Here is a 19,564-nt window from a genome sequence, read left to right as displayed (position 1 = left end):
TAAATCAATTATTGCTTAAAAGCTTTTTGCATAAAAGTGATCCCAGGAATTTTATAAATTCCTTATTTACTTTCTTCTGAAGCTTTCAACGCTTGTAATGCCATTCTTATATGAGCTTCCATTGCCCCTAGAGCTAAAATAGACTTAGGATTTTCTCTTTCACTTATTAAAGAATTTTGATTGCTCATGCTTATCAGAACTTCTTTACTAATATTTTCCCACTGGTCAAGGAGATTTTTTAATGACTTACTCTCGTCTTCTATAGTCCCTAATTCGATATCTATACTTGAAGTATTTTCTTTTCTTGCATTAACCATAAATTTGTTTAGTTTCTTGTGACTTACTGAAGAGGGAACTTGTGGAATTTCATTCATGTTATAGAACTTAGCTTTGTTTAAAGATATAACCATAAAAATTCTTTGGCTAGGCAATCTATGTCGAAATGACCGACCAAAAGTAACAAATACCTTCCTTGGAGTTAATAATTCAAAAGAACCTTTGAAAGAGAATTTGCACCCTAATAGACTTTGAAGAAGTCAATTAATTCATCAATATACTTAGCCATTGTCTAGTTAACTTTTTGAAGTGATCCCCCCTCTCTTCATAGTTTTTGTATTGATCAAAACTTGCACATGCTGGAGAAAATAAAATACTATTTACTTTTCTCTCGATAGCAAGCTCAAACGAAGCTTCTGCAGCTTCTTCTAAATCTTTAAAACAGCTTACCTTGCCAAGAAAATTAGAAGTTTTGATTAAACCTTCTATTTGCTTAGCGCTTTCACCAAAAAGCATTATGGCCGATGCCTTCTTCTTCAGTTCTTGAATCCAGCCATGAGAGTCCCCTTTTTTGCTTTGCCCACCTGCTATGACAATTGTAGGAGGCTGCATTGCAGCAAGCCCCATTTTGGCTGATTCATAGTTGGTTGCTTTGCTGTCATTGAAAATTTCTATTCCATGCAGAGATCCTATTTTTTCTAAGCGATGTTCAACTCCTTGAAACGAAGCAATCCCTTTTTGAATTTCATTGGGAGATAGTCCTATCTCTCTCGCCGCTGCAATTACTAACAAAAGGTTTTGAAGATTGTGGACTCCTCTAATTTTTAAGACAGAAGAATCTAGCAATTCTTTTGTGTGCTCATATATTTTCCCATTTTTGTGAATCCAATAATCTGCTTGGTTCTCTTTAGTTCCTGAGCCATTAGCACTAATCCAAACCCCACTTCTTAGAGTTGCTTTGTTTTTTAATAAAAACTCATCATCTAAGTTGTAGATAGCTTTATGTGCATTATCTAGAAGTCTCTTTTTTATGTCTGAATATTTTTTTAATGATTCATGGCGCTCTAGGTGATCAGGGGTAAGAGTTGTCCAAATACCTATTAATGGAGCTATCTCATGAGTAGTTTCTAATTGATAACTGCTTAATTCCACTACTAAAAATTGAGGATCTTTTTTCGCATCTTTCAGGTGATTTAAAGCAAGTTGAGCTACCGGAATCCCTATATTCCCTGCCATCTCTGAGTCGATTTCATTTTGCTTTAACACATGATTGAGCATCTGAGTCACTGTGGTTTTGCCATTTGTCCCAGTAATGCCTATCCATGGGATATGTTTCATTGATTTCCAGGCTAGAGAAATTTCGCTTTCAATCTTGATCCCCCTTTCTCTTAATTGATTAATAGTGTAATGATCCCAAGGTATTGCTGGACTAATTAGAACTGATTTAAGTTGACTTAGCCATGGCATAAAACTTTCAAGCTCTAGAGATATTCCTAGTTTCACAACTATGCCTAGGGCAAGGAGCTCTTTCGATAATTTTTCAAAATAGGAAGTATTTGCTTCTTCTATAACTACAACTTTTGCCCCTTGAGCATGTAGCAGTTTTGCTGCAGCCAAACCAGACCGTCCAAGTCCTACAACAATAGTGATTTCTTTTGAGGAATTAATTTGATCCACATTTAATGGGCGATACTGGAATCGAACCAGTGACTCCTACCGTGTCAAGGTAGTGCTCTACCTCTGAGCTAATCGCCCATCAGATTCCATCTTCAGATGGTCCTAAGACAAATAAGCTAGCAGTTAAGGTTTCAGATTTCTTATTCACGTTGTAACACTATGCGCCAGCGTTCTTTTTTCGTTTCTTCTATATCCTCAATTAATAAACTACCTTTGGCGGTTAATTGAATCCGATCGCCTTTATTAACTACACGATTTGCTTGATCAGTTTTGACCCAATTGATGCTTACTTTCCCAGTTTTAATTTGTGCCACTATTTTTGATCTTGACAGACCAAAGCCAGCTGAAGCAATAGCATCCAAGCGTTTCGAAGCCTCTACTGTTGTTATTTTTTTAGGAGCTTTTTTGTGTGGCAATTTCAACTTGCTTAAGTCGAGCATTTTATGTTCTATGGGAACGTCTCTAAGGATGCCTTTTTTCTTATCTAAAAACAAAGCTGTTTCTTTCTCGCAAATTAATTGTGCGCCATAATCACCTATGACCCATATGTCTCCAATTTCTTTGTGTGAAATTCCTATTGCTTTAAGTACTGTCAGAAAATCACTTGGTTCAGCTTTGTCAAATAAGAAGTTCCCTGAAATGTGGATCCCAGCAATAGGAGGCAAAGCTTGTAGATTCTCTTGCGGAACTTGAGTCCTTTGGAAAAAGATTTTTTTTCTTTCAGCCCCTTCGTACCCTCCATTGGTGTAATAGCTAATTTCAGCTAAAGAGGTAAATATTTTAGTGGCCTCTTCTATTAGTTCAGGATCAATAAAAGGGGACCATAAACCTTGCCAAGTTCTGAAAGCTTCTTCTCCAAGCTTTAAAAGTTCTTTTAAGGTCTCTGGGTTTTTAGACTTTTTTAATATTTCTTTGTTAGAGAATTTCAAAGTTGACCAAGGCTCACTATTTCTATTGGGTTAATTTCTTGGATTAATTGCCATGGCGGTTCTGTTTCAAAGGGTGTTTGTAAAAGTAATAGCCAATATCCTTGGTCGTGCTTTTTTCTAAGACTATCTATGTCTTCCTCATATGTATTTACACTTAATGCTGCAAAAAAGCTTCCTATCCACCCTGAAGCCATTCCTAGCAAGCCTCCAAAAAAGATTTCCCCAATTGGACCAAAGCCCATTTCTGCAAATGTATTCAAGTTTGTCATTCCAGAGAAAGTGATTCCTGCTAATAATCCAAATGGCATTAACCAACGGTTCATATTGCTTTGTCTCTCTTTGCGAGCAAGTTTTGGGTTCAGAAGCTTGACATCATTAATATTTAGTTTTCGCAACGGGGTGACTGAGCTTTTATTAGCAAAGGATTCTTCCTCTTTTAAGGTGTCTTTTATTTCAGCCTGCTTCTTTTGTGAAGGCTCTATAAGTTCTAGCTTCAGTATCTCTAGAGATTTTCCCCAGACCAGTTGATTGAATTCATGCGCAGATTGCTCATCCTTAAGGACAAGTATTGAAATGGTCATTTTCCCATCCCCTTAATTGTGTAAATTCTGACCCTAAAGGGTAGAAAAGTGATCAAGAACATTTTGCTTATTAAAGTCTACTTAGGCATATTCTCGCCTTAAATGACGAAAGTTTTGGTTTCTGATCCCATAGATCAGGCAGGTATTGAAATCCTTAGTCAGGTTGCTCAAGTTGATCAGCGCCTAGGTATTTCATGTGAAGACTTGAAAAAAATCATTGGTGAATATGAAGCTCTTATGATTCGTTCAGGGACTCAGGTCAATGCTGATGTTATTCAAGCTAGTCAGAAGTTGAAAATTATAGGCAGAGCAGGAGTAGGAGTGGATAATGTTGATGTTCCCTCTGCAACTAAGCAGGGAGTCTTGGTTGTTAATTCACCAGGAGGAAACACTATTGCGGCTGCAGAACACGCACTTGCGTTACTGCTTGCACTCTCTCGCAATGTTCCACAAGCTCATGCGAGCACCATCGCTGGTTCTTGGGATCGAAAGAAATTCGTAGGTAATGAACTTTATAAAAAAGTTTTAGGTGTGGTTGGATTAGGGAAGATAGGTTCCCATGTGGCGAAAGTTGCCAATGCAATGGGAATGAGTGTTATCGCTTTTGACCCTTTCGTGTCTTCAGATCGAGCCCAGCAAATGCAAGTTACTCTTAGCTCAATTAAAGAACTGTTCAAGCAATCGGATTACATCACTCTGCATCTGCCTAGGACTCCTGAAACAGAAAATTTAGTCAATGCTGAATTGCTTGAAACAATGAAAAGTACTTCAAGGATTGTGAATTGTGCTCGAGGAGGGATTATTGATGAAGATGCTCTGGCAGAAGCATTGGAAAAGGGAGTGATTACTGGTGCAGCCTTAGATGTCTATGCAAATGAGCCTTTAGATAAAGATTCCCCTCTATTGAAAGTGAAAAAAGGGCTGATTCTTACACCTCATTTGGGTGCTTCAACATCTGAGGCCCAAAAGAATGTTGCTATTGATGTTGCCGAGCAAATCAGAGATGTTTTGTTAGGTCTGCCTGCAAGAAATGCTGTCAATATTCCTGGCCTTAGTGCAGAAATAATGGATAGTTTAAAACCTCATTTACAGCTTGCAGAAACTCTAGGGATATTGGCTAGTCAGCTTTCAGGGGGACATATTCAAAAGTTAGAGGTTCGTTTGCAAGGTGAATTTGCTCAACATCCTTCCCAGCCTCTAGTAGTTGCTACTTTGAAAGGATTGTTAACCAGTGCTTTAGGAGACAGAATCAATTATGTTAACGCTTCTTTAGAGGCAAAAGGACGAGGGATTGATGTTTTAGAAGTGAAAGATGAAACCACTCCCGATTTTTCTGGAGGTTCACTTCAGCTAACTACTACTGCTGATGATGGCAGTCATAGTTTGACTGGTACAGTTTTTGCCGATGGAGAATTAAGGATTACGAGTATTGATGAATTCCCAGTAAATGTAGCCCCTAGTAGGCACATGTTATTTACTAGGCATCGCGATATGCCTGGCATTATTGGGAATATTGGTTCTTTGCTAGGTGTTCATAATGTAAATATTGCTTCTATGCAAGTAGGAAGGCGCATAGTTAGGGGAGAGGCTGTAATGGTTCTAAGCATTGACGACCCAATACCCTCAGATTTGCTCGCTTCGATTTTGCAGATTAAAGGTATTAATCAAGCTCATCCAGTAACTTTTTAAGTTAATTTGAAACGTGTTTGAGTTTCTACAGAATTATTTGTGGAGGTTGAAATTAGTCATACCTCAAGATCTTGAAGAGACATTGATTTGGAAATTTCAAAATCTCTCTATTCAGGCTTATTCAATTGAAAGTTCTAACGAACAAAATAATAAATTAGTCTTATTTGTATGGCTGCCTTCTAATAAATGGTCAAAGAAAAAGAGAGATGGTTTAGTGGAATCTCTTAAACCACTTGCGAAGTCTTTTGGTTTTAAATTGGATGCCCCTTGTTGGGAAAAAATCTCCCATGAAGATTGGAGTTTATCTTGGCAAAAATATTGGGAGCCGTGTCCTATAGGAAAAGAACTTTTAGTTTTGCCTGCGTGGATGGACTTGCCCGTAGTCTTTTCCGAAAGAATTATTGTAAAACTTGATCCAGGAGCTGCTTTTGGCACTGGAGACCATCCTACTACCAGGCTGTGCCTAGAGGCACTCCAGAGATATTCTGTCAAAGATTTAAGAGTGCTGGATATAGGTTGTGGTAGTGGGATTTTGGGATTGGCTGCCCTTGGATTAGGTGCAAAAGAGATTATTGCAGTCGATACAGACCCTATGGCTATAAGCTCAGCACGAAGGAATGCTGTTATAAATCAAGTAAATTTAAAAAATTTCCGGCTTTCTCTTGGTTCAATAGATGCTCTAGCAAATGAGTTACAAGGAGTTAAGGGTGATTTGCTAGTTTGCAATATTCTTGCTCCTGTGATTAAAAGTTTGGCAGCAGACTTTGAACAAGTGCTTAGCTCTAGTGGTCATGTAATTGTGAGCGGAATTTTAATTGATCAAATTGAAGATATAACTAGTTTTTTTGCTAGTCTTGGGTGGCAATTTATTGCTTCGAATTATCAGAAAAACTGGGCACTTATCCATCTCTGTAGGTCGGATACTTAAAGCATTAATCCATAAGCTCAGCTTATGGATTAATGCTTTTTGATTGGCTTGCATGTTTTTTCTTACATTTTTAAGTCTCTTTTTACCCAATACAGTGTAAAAAGGATTCGTCTCGAGGTAAAAATTTTTACCTCAAACCCCTAAGTCCCCCTTTTATATCCCATGGCTTCTTACAAAGTCACCCTTGTTAGCGCTAGCGAGGGTTTAAATTCGACCATTGAGGTGCCTGATGATCAGTACATACTCGATGCAGCAGAAGAGCAGGGTATTGACCTCCCTTATTCTTGCAGAGCAGGAGCTTGTTCTACTTGTGCAGGCAAAATCACTTCAGGCAGTGTTGACCAATCTGATCAAAGCTTTTTAGATGATGATCAGCTTGAGGCTGGATTTGTCTTGACTTGTGTTGCATATCCAACTTCTGATGTAACTATCACAACTCATGCAGAAGAAGAGCTTTATTAGTTAAGTCTTTACTTCTATCTAAAATAATTAGCTTTATGCTTGCTTTTAAAGCTCTAATCGGCCACCCTTTAAAGGTGGCTTTTTTTATAGGTAATAATTTACCTCAGTTGATTTTGTGAGTTTTCAATCCATCCCTGATAAGAAGATTGATTGCATCTTGGAGCACGGCAGTGTTTATCCAAGTGTTGGAGGGTTTTTTAGCTTTCGCGTAGTAGGGCCTTGTTGCAGATTATTTGATCGGGAAGAGCTCCCATGGCCTTGTTCTCGTTTGGCTTGGAAGAGTAAAGAGCCCAGCTGGAGGCGCATTGGTTCAAGGTTGGTTCCTGACTTTGCCTCTCGACGTTGTCCTTCCTATGCAGTTGAGATTCTGCAGCCTGGTTCAAAGCCTATGGCTACAACAATTACTTTGTTTACTGATCGTTTCACCCCAGCTATGCAGGAGTGGTGGTATAGCAGGCATCATCGCTCTAGAGACAAGGCAAATATTTCACCTGCATGCGGTTGATTATTTTAGAAATCGTAAATTTTATTGGTAAGGAATTTTGTTAATTTGACTTTTCACTTCAATATTCTCTTCTATTAACGATTTGCTGAGATACTCTTCTCAAAGGCTTAATTAACGAATGAACTTTGATTATCATGCTGTCGCAGCACTTTTGCATGCAGCAATCCCTCTAGCTGCAGGAGCTGCTGGTGTAGGTTATTACATTATGCGTTCTAAAGGTCTTGGTTTTGGTTCCTCTCATTTGCTTGTAGGGATACCAATGTTTGCTGTAGGTGCAGCAGCAGCAGCTTTTTACTACATAACAGCCCCATAATTTAAGAGACTAAAACAAACGGTTCTTGTCTAATAAAAAAAATAGACAAGGCTAAATAAAAAAGGGCCTAATAATAAGGCCCTTTTTTATTTCCTAGGTTAATGAAAATTGAAATTCAGCTAATGCCAGGGTTGAATTTGTTTTGTTCTTTTGAAGCAGGAACGTAACTCTGATTAAGTCCACCACATTGCAGGCTTTCTGCAGTCTTACCTGATGCTCTTTCACACAAAGCTTTCACTTGAGATAGATCAAGCACAGCATCTGTAAAATCTGTGCCATCAATAACTGCACCGTTGAAATAACTTTTCAACAGCTCAGCACCAGTGAAATTTGCATTTGTTAAATCAGCATTATCAAATCTAGAGGCATATGCAATAACATTTTGCATATTTGCACCGCTTAGATTTGCATTTTTAAGGTTGGAGACGCTGAAATATGAACCGCTTAGATCTGCATCGCCTAGATCCCTTCCTGAAAGGTCGTATTTGACATATTCAGTGTTCTGAAGGTTCTGGCCATGGAGACTAGTGTCAAGCGAATCAACTGATGATGGGTCGCTTGGATATAAAGCACCTACGGATATTGGACTGATAGTCAACCCAAGTATTACTGGGACCAAGATTAGTAATCTTGATAGAGACCGTTTCAAGGAAGAAAATAGAGAGGCCATTGAAGACACCAAAGACTTACGGAGCAACCGCACATAGACATTCTTTCATGATGTTGGATAAGATCGACTAGGTATCACGAACTGTTTCAGGCTTTTCTGTATCAATTTGGAGGAAATCCTTTGCTAGCAGGGTATTAGGGAAAATTTCTTTAGCTTCGTTAAGTAAGTCATTAGGAGATAATTCATTGCCTGGTGCATATCTTGGGCTCAAATGTGTAAGAACAAGCTGTTTGACTGATGCTTCTACTGCAGTTTGGGCAGCCATGGTTGATGTCGAATGCTTCCTTTGATAAGCCATATCAATGTCTTTATGCGCAAAAGTTGATTCATGTATTAATAGATCTGCTCCTTTAGCTAGTTTTATTGCTGCTTTTGAGAAAATCGTGTCAGTGCAATAAACAATGCTAGAGCCAGGCCTTTGTGGGCCGCAGAAGTCTTTCCCATGAAAGACTCGACCATCCTCTAGTTGTACTTTTTCCCCTAGTTGCAATTTGGAATAGATAGGGCCTGAGGGGATATCCAAAGCTTTTGCTTTCTTAATATTGAAACGACCTGGCCTTGGTTTTTGGTCGACTCTGTATGCAAATGCAGGGACTCTATGTATTAACTGAGTGCACCGAACAATAAAATCTTTATCTTCAAAGACTATATAGTTTTCATTATTTGATTTTTCTATTGAATGAATTTGAAAAGGGTAGGAAATTCTGCTTGAGCTGGTTTTTAAAACGCCTGATACATAACTTTTTAATTCATTTGGTCCATATAGGTCTATCCCGGAACTATTTCCTGCAAGGCCTAAACTTGCCAGTAGACCAGGCAAGCCATAAGTATGATCGCCATGCATATGAGTGATAAATATTCTGCGAAGTTGTGAAGTTTTCAGTTCACTACGAAGAAATTGGTGTTGAGTCCCTTCTCCGCAGTCAAATAGCCATAACTCTGATCTTTGTGGCAGACGCAAAGCCATTGCTGAGACATTTCTGCCTCTAGTGGGCACTCCAGAACTTGTTCCTAGGAAAGTAACTTGCAACTGCTTACTTAGCTTGATTCACTGTTTGACATTTCTGAGTCTGACCTTTTTTTGTGGAACTGTCTCCCTTTAAAAATTAGATTCGTATTCCTAGAGCTATTTATCAATCCCTTTGGGAAAAAAAATTCCGATTTTAATAGCATCGCTTTCCTTAGTGTCTCTTATTCCTTTGCAAGGAGTAAAGGCTGGTTATAGCAAATTTATAAGAGTTTTAATACTAGAAGCAAAAGATTTATCTTTTAGGTCTGATGGAGCCCAGCCAATTCTTGTAAGAGGACTTGACTTAAAATATAAAGAAAAGAGTTTAACCTCTCTGAAGCTAAAGATTGAAAACGGTCAAGTTAGATCTATTACCAATGGTTCATATGGTAGAAGTGCAAAAAAACCTATCAAAAGTGATCTTAGAATTAGGAGCAGAGATCCTAGGGGGATATGGCTTGGGACAAGAAGATATGCAGGCGAATTAAGGGTTTTTCAAGATGGCAATAAATTCAAAGTCGTAAATCATTTGCCGATTGAAAAATATTTAAAAAGTGTTGTTGGTGCAGAAGTGCCTAAATCTTGGCCTTCGGAAGCTCTTAAAGCACAAGCTATTGCCGCAAGAACATATGCTGTTAATCAAATAAAAAGTCAAAATAAGTTTGATATTGGATCTTCTATTAGTAATCAGGTTTATTTGGGACTTGAATCTGAGACACCTTCAATAGCTAAAGCTGTAGATGCAACTAATTCATTAGTACTTGTTCATAATGGAAATTTGATTCAAGCTGTATTTCATAGTAGCTCAGGCGGTAAAACCGAAAATAGTGGATCAGTTTGGAAGCATCAGAAGCCTTATTTGGTTAGTGTCAAAGATTATGATCAAAATTCTCCAAACTTTGAATGGAAGAAAAGTATTAAACCTGAAGAACTTTATTCTATTTTTTATAAAATTGGTGGAGTAAATGCAATTCGGGTAACTAAATTAACATCTACAAATAGAATACTAGAGGTACTGGTATATGGACCAAAAGGCAAGGCTTATTTGACAGGCAAGGAACTAAGAAAAAAGTTAAACCTGAAAAGCACTATGCTTAAATTTGATATGGTTCCTTATATGCCTGAAAATATAATTAAAGACAATAGCAGTTTACTTCTATCGTCTGAAAAGGCCAATAAGTCAAAAAGGGATAAATTCCCATTGCCTTTGCCGCCATTGACGAATAATAGTGCTTATGGATATCCTAAACTCCCATTCTTGCCTAGTCGATACTCATTATTAATTAGTGGGTTTGGTTCAGGCCATGGAGTAGGTATGAGCCAATGGGGTGCTTATGGAATGGCAATAGAAGGAGCAAGTTATCAAAGGATACTTCAGCATTATTATAAAGGGGTTAGGATAAAGAATTACTCTTATTTGTATAACTAATTTATCTAATTAGTAAGAATTAAATACTATTTTTGGCCTGATAATATTATCAACAGTTATTATACCAATTCCAGCAATTTTGCCTGAATGATCAATAGTTAATAGGTGATTGTTGAGAAATTCTTTATCAGTTGAATTAATATCATTACCAGTTTTTAGACGATTCTTTGATGTAATTATTTCTCGACCTGTCCTCCAAAAAAGCTCTTCTTCTGCAGTTAAATGGTAAGAACCCAAGTGATCAAGTGGTTCCGAAGGATTTATTAAAATTGGCTTTTTAACATTATGCTTTTCAAGGCTTGGCAAGGCTATTGCTTCACTCTCTTTAAATCCTAAGGCTTCGATTCTTCTTAGTTCTGCTAATAATCCGCCACACCCAATAAGGTCACCTATATCCCTAGCAAGAGAGCGAATATATGTTCCAGAAGAACAGTGAATATTTAACTCTAGGAGGCCACTCTCTTGGTCCCAAGATATAAGACTAAGCTCGTAAATAGTAATATCTTTTTTGGGAATAGAGAAAAATTCACCTCTACGAGCTTTCTTGTAAGCGCGTTCTCCATTTATATGAATACTTGAAAATAGAGGTGGTGATTGCTTGATATCTCCTCTGAAGTTATCAAGGAAGCAATTGATAGATTGCTCACTTAATTGGGGCCAGCTTTGATTACTGATAATTTCGCCATCCAGGTCATCGGTATTTGATTGTTGACCAAATTGTATTTTACCCTGGTATCTTTTAGATGTTTTGAGATATGGTAAAAGTCTTGTTGCATTACCTATTGCGATAGGAAGTACTCCTGTGACTCTAGGATCAAGAGTCCCGCCATGTCCAACTTTTTTTATGCCATACACTTTGCGAAGTCTACTAACACAGTCATGAGAGGTTATCCCAGCAGGTTTGTCTATGACCACAAAACCAAATGGATTTTCCAAAATATCAGGCTTCAAGAAAGTTTTTTGTAGTTGAGAATGTACATAGTTAAACATAAAGATATAGGTTAAGAATCGAGTCCAATTTAATTATTTTTGCTCATGGATAAATTCAATATTAATCTGAATGAATTTTTAAACACCGGTTTTTATCTTAAAGACCATTTGTCGGATTACTTGGATCTCTCTAGAGCGAATTTAGATTCCGAACTAAAAGATGGTTTGAAAAATATGGCTTCTTTTCATCCAGTTAGTTTTCAGACAGAAGAAGTGACAAGTTTCTACGAATCTAAAGTTGGTACGGCTCACCTTTTGGAATTGGCTGCTTGGCATTTGGGAAGCGCGGATTACATTGCTGATACAATCAGGCTTCAACAAATGTTTGCTCATGGAAAAGTTTTAGATTTTGGAGGTGGTATAGGGACACATGCCATAGCGGCATCAGCATTACCCTCGGTTGAGCATGTGTATTTTGTAGATTTAAATCCTCATAATAGAGAATTTGTTTCTTATAGAGCAAATCATCTTGGCTTAAATGAAAGGATTTCCGTGCATAGGGATTTAAGTAGCACTGGGGAAGTTTTATTTGACACTATTACCTGCTTGGATGTGTTGGAACATCTCCCTGATCCAGCTGAGCAGCTTTTATTATTTTTAAATAGATTATCAGCTAATTCAATTGCTTTAATGAACTGGTATTTCTATAAAGGTAATAATGGCGAATATCCATTTCACATAGATGATAAAAAAATCGTCAAAAACTTTTTCTTGACGTTACAAAAAAATTTCATAGAGCAATTTCACCCTTTCTTGATAACTACTAGAGCTTATAGACCTATGAAATCAAATTAGACTGCAATCCCTACATTTATTCTCTTCCTATTCTTAAGCCCTCTTCTGATTGTTTCGAAATTAACTACACCATCAACTAGTGCGAAGAGAGTATCATCTTTCCCTTTGCCTACATTAATTCCTGGAAGTACGGATGTACCTCTTTGACGTATAAGAATTGAACCAGCAGTAACTGATGTTCCACCATAGGCTTTTACTCCAAGTCTTTTAGAGTTTGAATCTCTTCCGTTTCTAGTAGAACCAGTTCCTTTTTTGTGGGCCATGTTTATTTAGAATTAGTGGTTTTTTAAGTTGTTTTTTCTTTGTCAACCTTTACTTTACTAGGTGACTTGCTTTTAGTGCTGGTTTTTGAAACTTTTTCTGTAGTTGCTTTAGTTGCTTTAGTTGCTTTAGTTGCTGTTTTTGCTTTGGCTGCGGAGGGCTTTTTATTCCCTAGAGAAATTGACTGAACCATTACTCTAGTTAATTCTTGTCTATGTCCATTTTTTCTGCGTGTTTTTTTCTTGGGACGCATTTTATAAACAATTATTTTTGACCCCCTCCTATGAGCCATTATTTTGACTTCAACAGTTGCACCCTCTACGTAGGGTTTCCCAATATTTAAATTGCCTCCATCATTTAACAAGAGGACCTTTTTGAGAGTTACGGTTTTATCTACATCAGCATGGATACGATCAAAATCGTAATAGCGGTTTTCTTCTAACCAGAACTGTGAACCAGAAGCTTCAACTATTGCGTAGTTGCGAACTGAGTCTGACGGGGTGTTTGTCTTATTAGGTGCCATTATTTTAAGGACATGAGCAGGCTCGGAAATTTATTTGCGTTAGTGTGAATTTAATCTCACCTTGGCTTTCCCCGATTAGGCCTGCTGCATAGTCGAAAGGAACTAACATTTTCTCTTCTAGAGGCCTATTTAGTCAAGATTTGATAGACACAAAATTAATCAAGGATTGAGAGGGTTATCTGCATGAGTCTAAGGAAAACTTACATTCTCAAGCTTTATGTAGCTGGGAATACCCCTAATTCTATGAGGGCATTGAAAACGCTTCATGAAATTTTGGAAACTGAATTTAAAGGGGTATATGCATTGAAGGTTATTGATGTTTTAAAAAATCCACAGTTGGCAGAAGAGGACAAAATTCTTGCCACGCCAACATTGGCCAAGATTCTTCCTCCTCCTGTTAGACGAATTATCGGAGATCTTTCCGATAGGGAGAGAGTTCTTATAGGTCTAGATTTGCTTTATGAAGAACTATCGGAAAAAGATTTTTTTTCTTTGAAAGCAAAGCCTTTGTAGAACAAGATCATTAAAATCAAGCTTTTTAACTTGGAGGCTATTAACCTTAATTGGAAGAATTCTTATCAGCGTTTAATTAAACCGATGTTTTTATCCCATTTTCTAGCGATTAATCGTTTCTCATAATGCATTTGCAAAAGTTGCCAACGGGTATCGAAGGATTTGACGATGTTTGTCAAGGAGGTTTGCCTTCAGCAAGAAGTACTTTGGTAAGTGGTACCTCTGGTACTGGGAAGACAGTTTTCTCTTTGCAATATTTGCATCATGGTATTTGTAATTATGATGAGCCTGGTATTTTTGTCACTTTTGAAGAGTCTCCATTAGATATTTCGCGTAATGCAGCTAGTTTCGGTTGGGATCTTCCAGAATTAATAGATCAAAATAAATTGTTTATTTTAGATGCATCTCCAGACCCTGATGGGCAAGATGTTGCAGGGAATTTTGATTTGTCTGGATTAATAGAAAGGATAATATATGCCATTAGAAAATATAAAGCAAAGAGAGTCGCTATAGATTCAATAACGGCTGTTTTTCAGCAATATGATGCTATATATGTTGTCAGAAGAGAGATCTTTAGATTAATAGCAAGACTTAAAGAAATAGGTGTAACAACTGTTATGACAACTGAAAGAATTGATGAATATGGCCCAATAGCAAGGTATGGAGTAGAAGAATTTGTTTCAGATAACGTTGTTATTCTTAGAAATGTATTGGAGTCTGAACGTAGACGAAGAACTGTTGAGATACTTAAATTAAGAGGCACTACACATATGAAAGGTGAATTCCCTTTTACTATGAGCAGTGAAGGTATAAGTGTATTCCCCTTAGGGGCAATGAGGCTTACTCAAAGATCCTCTAATGTACGAATTAGTTCGGGTGTCCCTGATCTTGATGAAATGTGCGGGGGAGGTTATTTCCAGGACTCAATCATTCTGGCAACAGGAGCAACTGGTACAGGCAAGACAATGTTGGTTTCTAAATTTGTTGAGGATGCATATAACAATAAAGAGAGAGCAATTTTGTTTGCATATGAAGAGTCCAGAGCTCAACTTCTAAGGAATGCTACAAGTTGGGGTATTGATTTTGAAAATATGGAGAGAGATGGTTTGTTGAAAATTATATGTGCATACCCTGAATCGACAGGCTTGGAGGATCATCTACAGATAATCAAGACAGAGATCGCTCAATTTAAGCCATCTAGAATGGCTATAGACTCACTTTCTGCATTAGCTAGGGGTGTCAGCCTCAATGCCTTTAGGCAATTTGTGATAGGTGTTACTGGTTATGCTAAGCAAGAAGAAATTGCAGGTTTTTTTACTAACACAGCTGAGGAATTTATGGGGAGTCACTCTATTACCGATTCTCATATTTCAACAATAACTGACACTATATTACTTCTTCAATATGTTGAAATAAGGGGAGAAATGGCTAGAGCAGTTAATGTATTTAAAATGCGTGGATCCTGGCATGATAAGAGGATTAGAGAATTTAATATAACAAGTACAGGCCCTGAGATAAAAGACTCATTTTCTAACTTTGAACAAATCTTTAGTGGTGCGCCTCATCGTATAAATTCTGACGAGACCATCCCTGGAGTATTTAAAGGTATTGATGTAAGAGACAAATAAAGAATAAATTCTACAAATCAAGTTAGTTCAACCTCTAAATCTTTTTCTCGCTCACGACTTTTTCTCTCGGACTCAACTAATAACTCATCAGCATCACTTTGTGATAGAGGTAGCTCGAACCAAAAAGTTGTCCCTATATCCTTTTCGCTGGCCATGCGAATTGTACTTCCATGCTTTTCTAGAATTCCTCGGACAATTGATAAGCCAAGGCCTGTTCCTGTCTCAGTATGAACTGCATTTTCTACTCTATAAAATCTCTCGAAGATTTTTAATTGGTCTTCTCTAGAAATGCCACACCCCGTATCTGATACTTCAATACGAAGTTTTGGTAGAGGAGAAATAACATCACAGCAAGGTGCATTATCAGACACTTTTTGAATAGAGTTTGTACATATATCTGGCCAAGTATATGCTCTAATTATTAATTTACTACCTGTATTACTAAACTTCAATGCATTGCCCACTAGGTTATCAAGTACTTGTAAAATCATATCCCAGTTGCCTAGTATAGAGGGCAAATTAGATTCAAATTCATTCATAAGTTGAACTTCTTTTTCATCAGCATTAAGCTTGTAGTTCTTTAGAGTTTGCTGTATCCCAGGGGCTATATCTATTTTTTCGAATATGGGCTTGGAACCTGTTTCTAGTCGTGATAAATCTAATACATCATTTACAAGCCTGGTAAGCCTATCGGTTTCTGAATTTGCCACACCTAGGAACTCGATTTTTTCCTTCTCACTAAGCTTGTCATTAAGATCATGTAAGGTTTCGACATAACTTTTTATATTAAATAATGGTGTCCTCAATTCATGAGAAACATTGCTAATAAAGCGACTCTGTGCGGCATTAAGCTCTACTTCCCTAGTAAGATCTTGTACAGTAACTGCTATTCCTTTTAGGTTTGAACCACTCGAATCTCTTACAGATTGTAATACAATTCTAAGTGTTCTAGCAGGCTCTTCAAGACTGCATCTAAGATCATAATTCTCAAGATCATTCTTCCTAATTGATGTGATGTAACTATCTAAATCATTAGATATCATTTCCGGTAATTCATTTAATAATTCTTGTCCTTCAAGATTTCGACCTTCCCAACGAAATAACCTTCTAGCAGTAGAATTAACTAATACAATTTTCCCTTCTTCGTCAAGCAATATAGCCCCATCAGCCATTGTCGCAATAAGAGATTGTTGTTTAACTTGAGCAGCTTTTAGTTCCTCAATATTTGCGGCATCATAATCTTCTAGTTGTGAAGCCATAGCATTGAAACCATTAAGAAGTTCGCCTAACTCTCCTCTTACTGGGAGAGAAATTCTTGATTTGAAGTTCCCTTGAGCAATTTCTTTTACACCACTTAAAAGTTCCCTTACTGGGCGGGTAATTGTTAATGCATTAAATACTGCTCCTATAATGACAAGTACCCAAATAGATATAAACACTGCAATAGTTATTTCTCTAGTTAAAGCAGCACTTTCAAGTGCAATTTTGTTAGGTGTTACACCAAGTGCAAGGTTACCTACATACTTGCCTTTGAAAAGTAATGCCACAAAAACATCAGTTACCTGTCCTTGAGGAGTTAGATGTTGCCTTACTAAAGGGAATTGAGGCCTTTTCTTTAATTCGTTAGGAAGTTGAAGACTTCTAGTTAATTGCAATTCACTATTTACCTCTCTTGGTGTAGCACTTATAGGTATGCCAAGATTGACAATTCCATCTGGATCTGTAAAGAATATATATCTAATATTTCTACTTGATCTCCAAAATTTCTCAGCAACATTAAACAGTTCCCTATCTTGATGGTTTGCTACTAATTCAGTTACATTCCCTGAGAGAAGTAAACCTAGGTCTCTTGCATATCTTGTATCATTCATTCCAGCATCACGTTGTATACTGCTTAAAGCAAAAAATGTGATGCCTGACATTAATAGGCTGACAACTAAAGTTGCAATGGCTAATAATTTAGAACGAAGACTAAATTCAGACCACCATATTTTTATATTGGTTGAGAAACCTTCTACTTTACCCTGGGTTTCATTTTCATTAATCATGTATCAATTATAGACAAGTTATGAGTCTTTCGAGTTTTCAATTGATTGACTTTTAGCTAGTCACACTTTTGGTTTCTAACTTGGTTACCAATGTCTTTTCTGTAATTCATCCCATCAAATTTAATTTTACTCAGTCCTTTATAAGCAATTTCAAAAGCTTGATCAAAATTTTCACCTTTGCCAACAACTGACAGAACACGTCCGCCAGATGTTAATAATTTGCCAGATATATCTTTTTTAGTTCCTGCATGAAAGATTTGCAAAGATTCATTTGATGTGGCTTCAATAAATATTTCATCACCTTTTTTAGGTGACTCTGGGTATCCATTTGCTGCAGCTACAACGCAAGCTGTAAATACATCTCTTGTTGTTAATGCAGGGGCTTTTTTGAGGTGCCCAAGCGCACAGGCATGAAGGATATAAGCAAATTCCGGACCCATTATTGGCATTAAGGCTTGGCACTCTGGATCGCCGAAACGACAATTAAATTCAATTACCTTTGGACCGTCAGGTGTAATCATTAGCCCTGCATAGATAACTCCTCGATAGTCAATCCCACGACTAATAAGGGCTTCCAAAGTTGGTAACAAGATTGTTTGTTTGATGGTATGTATTTCTTCTTGGTTAATAATTTGTGCAGGTGCATAAGCTCCCATTCCCCCAGTGTTGGGACCCTCGTCATTCTCAAGAAGTCTTTTATGGTCTTGAGCAGGGGGTAAGACCAAAATTTCTTTACCATCCGTCAGAGCAAAAACTGAGACTTCAGGTCCTTGAAGTAGCTCTTCTATTAAAAGTTTTTCTCCGGCATGACCAAACTTTCCTTCGAAAGCTTCGTTGATTGCATTTATTGCTTGATTTTTACTCTTGCAGACAGTAACCCCTTTCCCAGAAGCTAGCCCATCTGCTTTTATAACGCATTCTTCCCCAAAATTTTTGAGAATTTCTAAGGCTTCTTTTTTCGAACTAGCACTCAAATAATGAGCAGTAGGTATTTCAGCTTCGATCATTAATTTTTTTGCCCAATCCTTGCTAGCTTCTAGTTTTGCTCCAAAAGAACTTGGTCCAAAAACATTTAAATTAGCCTGCCGCATTTTGTCTGCAAGACCGGCTGCTAAAGGTGCTTCTGGTCCTATTACGATTAACTCAATTTCGCGCAACTTGCATTCGGAGATTAAAGATGAGCAATCTGTGGCTTCAAGGGGAATGCGTTTGCATCCCAGATGATCTTCTGTGCCACCATTGCCAGGTGCTACGAATACTTCTTCTATACCTTCGCTTCTAATTAGCGACCATGCGAGTGCATTTTCTCTACCGCCATTCCCAATGATGAGGATTTTTTTTAAAGAAGGAAGACTGTGGATAGTTTTTTTTGAAGATTCCATCGATTAAGAATTGCACATTTCTAGTAACTGGTTAAAGAAAAATGGAAGATAGGACTTTTGACCTTGTGTTCCTATTAATTCTGATGCATCTTTTAAAGCAATGTGGCATCAATCTCTTTGGGTAACCACTTTTCTTGGGTTTTACAAACCTTCTGTTAGTTTTCCCCTCAACCATAAGAATCGATTACCTCCTGTCAGTTTAATTATTGAATGAATTTACAAAAAAGAAGCCTGCTACTTGAGGGCAAGGCTAAAAAAATTTTTTCAACTGATCAAGAAGATCAATTGTTAGTTCATTTTAAAAATGACACAACTGCTTTTAATGCTTTGAAGAGGTCTCAGTTACAGGGTAAAGGGAGATTAAATTGCCAAATTTCCGCGCATATTTTTAAGTTTTTAGAGGAACAAGGTGTCTCTACTCATTTTCTAGGCATCCAGGAAGAAACTTGGATGTTAGTTCAGAAAGTAGATGTTATTCCTATTGAAATTGTCATAAGGAATGTCGCTTATGGCTCTTTATGCAAACAAACACCTATACCCATAGGCTTAGAACTCAATCCTTGCTTGTTGGACTTGTATTACAAGGATGATCAACTAGGTGATCCACTGCTTACGGATGCAAGATTGAATTTAATGGGTTTATTAACTCTTGAAAAAAGGTTAGAGCTAGAGAAAATAGCCTTAAATGTAAATAGCATTTTGCGGAAATTTTTCAACAGATTGGATCTTTTATTAGTAGATTTCAAATTGGAAATGGGTCTTAATAGAGAAGGTAAATTATTAGTCGCTGATGAGATTAGCCCTGATAGCTGCAGGCTTTGGGACAAACGATGCACTGACCCTAAAGGCAAGATATTGGATAAGGATCGGTTCCGTGAGGACCTAGGTGGCGTTGTCGAGGCCTACGGGGAGATTCTCAAACGTATACAAGGCAGCGTGTAAAAGTTGCTTTCCTA

General features: G+C 37.4%; 21 protein-coding genes and 1 tRNA gene. 10 read left to right on the top strand and 12 right to left on the bottom strand.

Annotation, left to right across the window (positions count from 1 at the left end; genetic code table 11):
* Positions 1–62: 62 nt before the first annotated feature.
* The 5 genes from O5635_RS04340 to O5635_RS04320 all read right to left on the bottom strand — a co-directional run bounded on the left by O5635_RS04340 (position 63) and on the right by O5635_RS04320 (position 3,463).
* On the bottom strand, positions 63–374 hold the full coding sequence (locus O5635_RS04340) for a hypothetical protein (protein WP_036903517.1): 312 nt from the start codon (positions 372–374) through the stop codon (positions 63–65).
* 166 nt (positions 375–540) lie between these two features.
* A complete protein-coding gene (gene murD, locus O5635_RS04335) occupies positions 541–1,953 on the bottom strand; it encodes a UDP-N-acetylmuramoyl-L-alanine--D-glutamate ligase (RefSeq protein WP_036903520.1) in 1,413 nt (470 codons plus the stop codon).
* A 6-nt stretch (positions 1,954–1,959) separates the two neighbouring features.
* Positions 1,960–2,031: transfer RNA gene (locus O5635_RS04330), tRNA-Val, on the bottom strand.
* 62 nt (positions 2,032–2,093) lie between these two features.
* Positions 2,094–2,882: a photosystem II S4 domain protein gene (locus O5635_RS04325; protein ID WP_036902217.1), complete on the bottom strand. Its 789-nt coding sequence runs from the start codon at positions 2,880–2,882 to the stop codon at positions 2,094–2,096.
* Complete coding sequence (locus O5635_RS04320; RefSeq protein WP_036902219.1) at positions 2,879–3,463, bottom strand: hypothetical protein; 585 nt, start codon at positions 3,461–3,463, stop codon at positions 2,879–2,881. Before O5635_RS04320 ends, O5635_RS04325 begins: the two co-directional genes overlap by 4 nt.
* A 102-nt stretch (positions 3,464–3,565) precedes the next feature.
* On the opposite strand from O5635_RS04320, the gene serA reads away from it, so the two are divergent.
* From serA to O5635_RS04295, 5 genes are all read left to right on the top strand, one after another.
* On the top strand, positions 3,566–5,152 hold the full coding sequence (gene serA, locus O5635_RS04315) for a phosphoglycerate dehydrogenase (protein ID WP_036902221.1): 1,587 nt from the start codon (positions 3,566–3,568) through the stop codon (positions 5,150–5,152).
* 13 nt (positions 5,153–5,165) lie between these two features.
* The gene (prmA, locus tag O5635_RS04310; RefSeq protein ID WP_052042894.1) at positions 5,166–6,080 is read left to right on the top strand and encodes a 50S ribosomal protein L11 methyltransferase; all 915 of its coding nucleotides are present in this window, start codon (positions 5,166–5,168) and stop codon (positions 6,078–6,080) included.
* 162 nt (positions 6,081–6,242) lie between these two features.
* Positions 6,243–6,542, top strand: a complete 300-nt coding sequence (locus O5635_RS04305; protein ID WP_036902223.1) for a ferredoxin — start codon at positions 6,243–6,245, stop codon at positions 6,540–6,542.
* A gap of 115 nt (positions 6,543–6,657) precedes the next feature.
* Positions 6,658–7,047, top strand: a complete 390-nt coding sequence (locus tag O5635_RS04300) for a hypothetical protein (protein ID WP_036902225.1) — start codon at positions 6,658–6,660, stop codon at positions 7,045–7,047.
* Positions 7,048–7,165: 118 nt separating this feature from the next.
* Complete coding sequence (locus O5635_RS04295; RefSeq protein ID WP_036902226.1) at positions 7,166–7,360, top strand: hypothetical protein; 195 nt, start codon at positions 7,166–7,168, stop codon at positions 7,358–7,360.
* A gap of 115 nt (positions 7,361–7,475) precedes the next feature.
* Here O5635_RS04295 and O5635_RS04290 read toward each other — a convergent pair whose 3' ends face one another.
* Positions 7,476–8,030 carry a pentapeptide repeat-containing protein gene (locus O5635_RS04290; protein ID WP_036902228.1) on the bottom strand — a complete coding sequence of 185 codons (555 nt, stop codon included), beginning with the start codon at positions 8,028–8,030 and terminating at the stop codon, positions 7,476–7,478.
* A gap of 67 nt (positions 8,031–8,097) precedes the next feature.
* On the bottom strand, positions 8,098–9,060 hold the full coding sequence (gene rnz, locus O5635_RS04285) for a ribonuclease Z (RefSeq protein ID WP_036902230.1): 963 nt from the start codon (positions 9,058–9,060) through the stop codon (positions 8,098–8,100).
* A gap of 154 nt (positions 9,061–9,214) precedes the next feature.
* Between rnz and O5635_RS04280 the strand changes: the two genes are divergently transcribed.
* Positions 9,215–10,468 carry a SpoIID/LytB domain-containing protein gene (locus tag O5635_RS04280; protein WP_052042897.1) on the top strand — a complete coding sequence of 418 codons (1,254 nt, stop codon included), beginning with the start codon at positions 9,215–9,217 and terminating at the stop codon, positions 10,466–10,468.
* A gap of 9 nt (positions 10,469–10,477) precedes the next feature.
* On the opposite strand, the gene truB is transcribed toward O5635_RS04280, so the two are convergent.
* On the bottom strand, positions 10,478–11,404 hold the full coding sequence (gene truB / locus O5635_RS04275; RefSeq protein ID WP_036903527.1) for a tRNA pseudouridine(55) synthase TruB: 927 nt from the start codon (positions 11,402–11,404) through the stop codon (positions 10,478–10,480).
* Positions 11,405–11,503: 99 nt separating this feature from the next.
* Between truB and O5635_RS04270 the strand changes: the two genes are divergently transcribed.
* On the top strand, positions 11,504–12,253 hold the full coding sequence (locus O5635_RS04270) for a class I SAM-dependent methyltransferase (protein WP_036902237.1): 750 nt from the start codon (positions 11,504–11,506) through the stop codon (positions 12,251–12,253).
* On the opposite strand, the gene rpmA is transcribed toward O5635_RS04270, so the two are convergent.
* Complete coding sequence (gene rpmA / locus O5635_RS04265) at positions 12,250–12,516, bottom strand: 50S ribosomal protein L27 (protein ID WP_036902239.1); 267 nt, start codon at positions 12,514–12,516, stop codon at positions 12,250–12,252. The two genes, O5635_RS04270 and rpmA, sit on opposite strands and share 4 nt — an antisense overlap.
* Positions 12,517–12,539: 23 nt before the next feature.
* Positions 12,540–13,037: a 50S ribosomal protein L21 gene (gene rplU, locus O5635_RS04260; RefSeq protein ID WP_269608067.1), complete on the bottom strand. Its 498-nt coding sequence runs from the start codon at positions 13,035–13,037 to the stop codon at positions 12,540–12,542.
* Between the two features lie 183 nt (positions 13,038–13,220).
* On the opposite strand from rplU, the gene kaiB reads away from it, so the two are divergent.
* Positions 13,221–13,550, top strand: coding sequence for a circadian clock protein KaiB (kaiB, locus tag O5635_RS04255; RefSeq protein WP_036902244.1), 330 nt, complete (start codon positions 13,221–13,223; stop codon positions 13,548–13,550).
* A gap of 125 nt (positions 13,551–13,675) precedes the next feature.
* Positions 13,676–15,178, top strand: a complete 1,503-nt coding sequence (kaiC, locus tag O5635_RS04250; protein WP_036902247.1) for a circadian clock protein KaiC — start codon at positions 13,676–13,678, stop codon at positions 15,176–15,178.
* Positions 15,179–15,195: 17 nt separating this feature from the next.
* On the opposite strand, the gene O5635_RS04245 is transcribed toward kaiC, so the two are convergent.
* A complete protein-coding gene (locus tag O5635_RS04245; RefSeq protein ID WP_052042901.1) occupies positions 15,196–17,226 on the bottom strand; it encodes a HAMP domain-containing sensor histidine kinase in 2,031 nt (676 codons plus the stop codon).
* A 56-nt stretch (positions 17,227–17,282) separates the two neighbouring features.
* Positions 17,283–18,608 (bottom strand): phosphoribosylamine--glycine ligase, encoded by a 1,326-nt coding sequence (gene purD, locus O5635_RS04240; protein ID WP_036902250.1) that lies wholly within the window; start codon positions 18,606–18,608, stop codon positions 17,283–17,285.
* 210 nt (positions 18,609–18,818) lie between these two features.
* Between purD and purC the strand changes: the two genes are divergently transcribed.
* The gene (purC, locus tag O5635_RS04235; protein WP_036902252.1) at positions 18,819–19,550 is read left to right on the top strand and encodes a phosphoribosylaminoimidazolesuccinocarboxamide synthase; all 732 of its coding nucleotides are present in this window, start codon (positions 18,819–18,821) and stop codon (positions 19,548–19,550) included.
* Positions 19,551–19,564 lie beyond the last annotated feature (14 nt).

The organism is Prochlorococcus marinus str. MIT 0919, from assembly GCF_027359375.1.
In the GTDB taxonomy this organism is placed as follows: domain Bacteria; phylum Cyanobacteriota; class Cyanobacteriia; order PCC-6307; family Cyanobiaceae; genus Prochlorococcus_D.
The sequence above is the reverse complement of the archived record's forward strand: the minus strand, read 5'-3'. Positions and strand labels throughout refer to the sequence as shown.

What these genes read in the sequence shown, in the direction of transcription:
- O5635_RS04340 (WP_036903517.1), bottom strand. Translation starts at nt 374, where the DNA reads ATGAATGAAATTCCACAAGTTCCCTCTTCAGTAAGTCACAAGAAACTA.
- O5635_RS04320 (WP_036902219.1), bottom strand. Translation starts at nt 3,463, where the DNA reads ATGACCATTTCAATACTTGTCCTTAAGGATGAGCAATCTGCGCATGAA.
- serA (WP_036902221.1), top strand. Translation starts at nt 3,566, where the DNA reads ATGACGAAAGTTTTGGTTTCTGATCCCATAGATCAGGCAGGTATTGAA.
- O5635_RS04305 (WP_036902223.1), top strand. Translation starts at nt 6,243, where the DNA reads ATGGCTTCTTACAAAGTCACCCTTGTTAGCGCTAGCGAGGGTTTAAAT.
- O5635_RS04295 (WP_036902226.1), top strand. Translation starts at nt 7,166, where the DNA reads ATGAACTTTGATTATCATGCTGTCGCAGCACTTTTGCATGCAGCAATC.
- O5635_RS04290 (WP_036902228.1), bottom strand. Translation starts at nt 8,030, where the DNA reads ATGGCCTCTCTATTTTCTTCCTTGAAACGGTCTCTATCAAGATTACTA.
- O5635_RS04270 (WP_036902237.1), top strand. Translation starts at nt 11,504, where the DNA reads ATGGATAAATTCAATATTAATCTGAATGAATTTTTAAACACCGGTTTT.
- rpmA (WP_036902239.1), bottom strand. Translation starts at nt 12,516, where the DNA reads ATGGCCCACAAAAAAGGAACTGGTTCTACTAGAAACGGAAGAGATTCA.
- rplU (WP_269608067.1), bottom strand. Translation starts at nt 13,037, where the DNA reads ATGGCACCTAATAAGACAAACACCCCGTCAGACTCAGTTCGCAACTAC.
- kaiB (WP_036902244.1), top strand. Translation starts at nt 13,221, where the DNA reads ATGAGTCTAAGGAAAACTTACATTCTCAAGCTTTATGTAGCTGGGAAT.
- kaiC (WP_036902247.1), top strand. Translation starts at nt 13,676, where the DNA reads ATGCATTTGCAAAAGTTGCCAACGGGTATCGAAGGATTTGACGATGTT.
- O5635_RS04245 (WP_052042901.1), bottom strand. Translation starts at nt 17,226, where the DNA reads ATGATTAATGAAAATGAAACCCAGGGTAAAGTAGAAGGTTTCTCAACC.
- purD (WP_036902250.1), bottom strand. Translation starts at nt 18,608, where the DNA reads ATGGAATCTTCAAAAAAAACTATCCACAGTCTTCCTTCTTTAAAAAAA.
- purC (WP_036902252.1), top strand. Translation starts at nt 18,819, where the DNA reads ATGAATTTACAAAAAAGAAGCCTGCTACTTGAGGGCAAGGCTAAAAAA.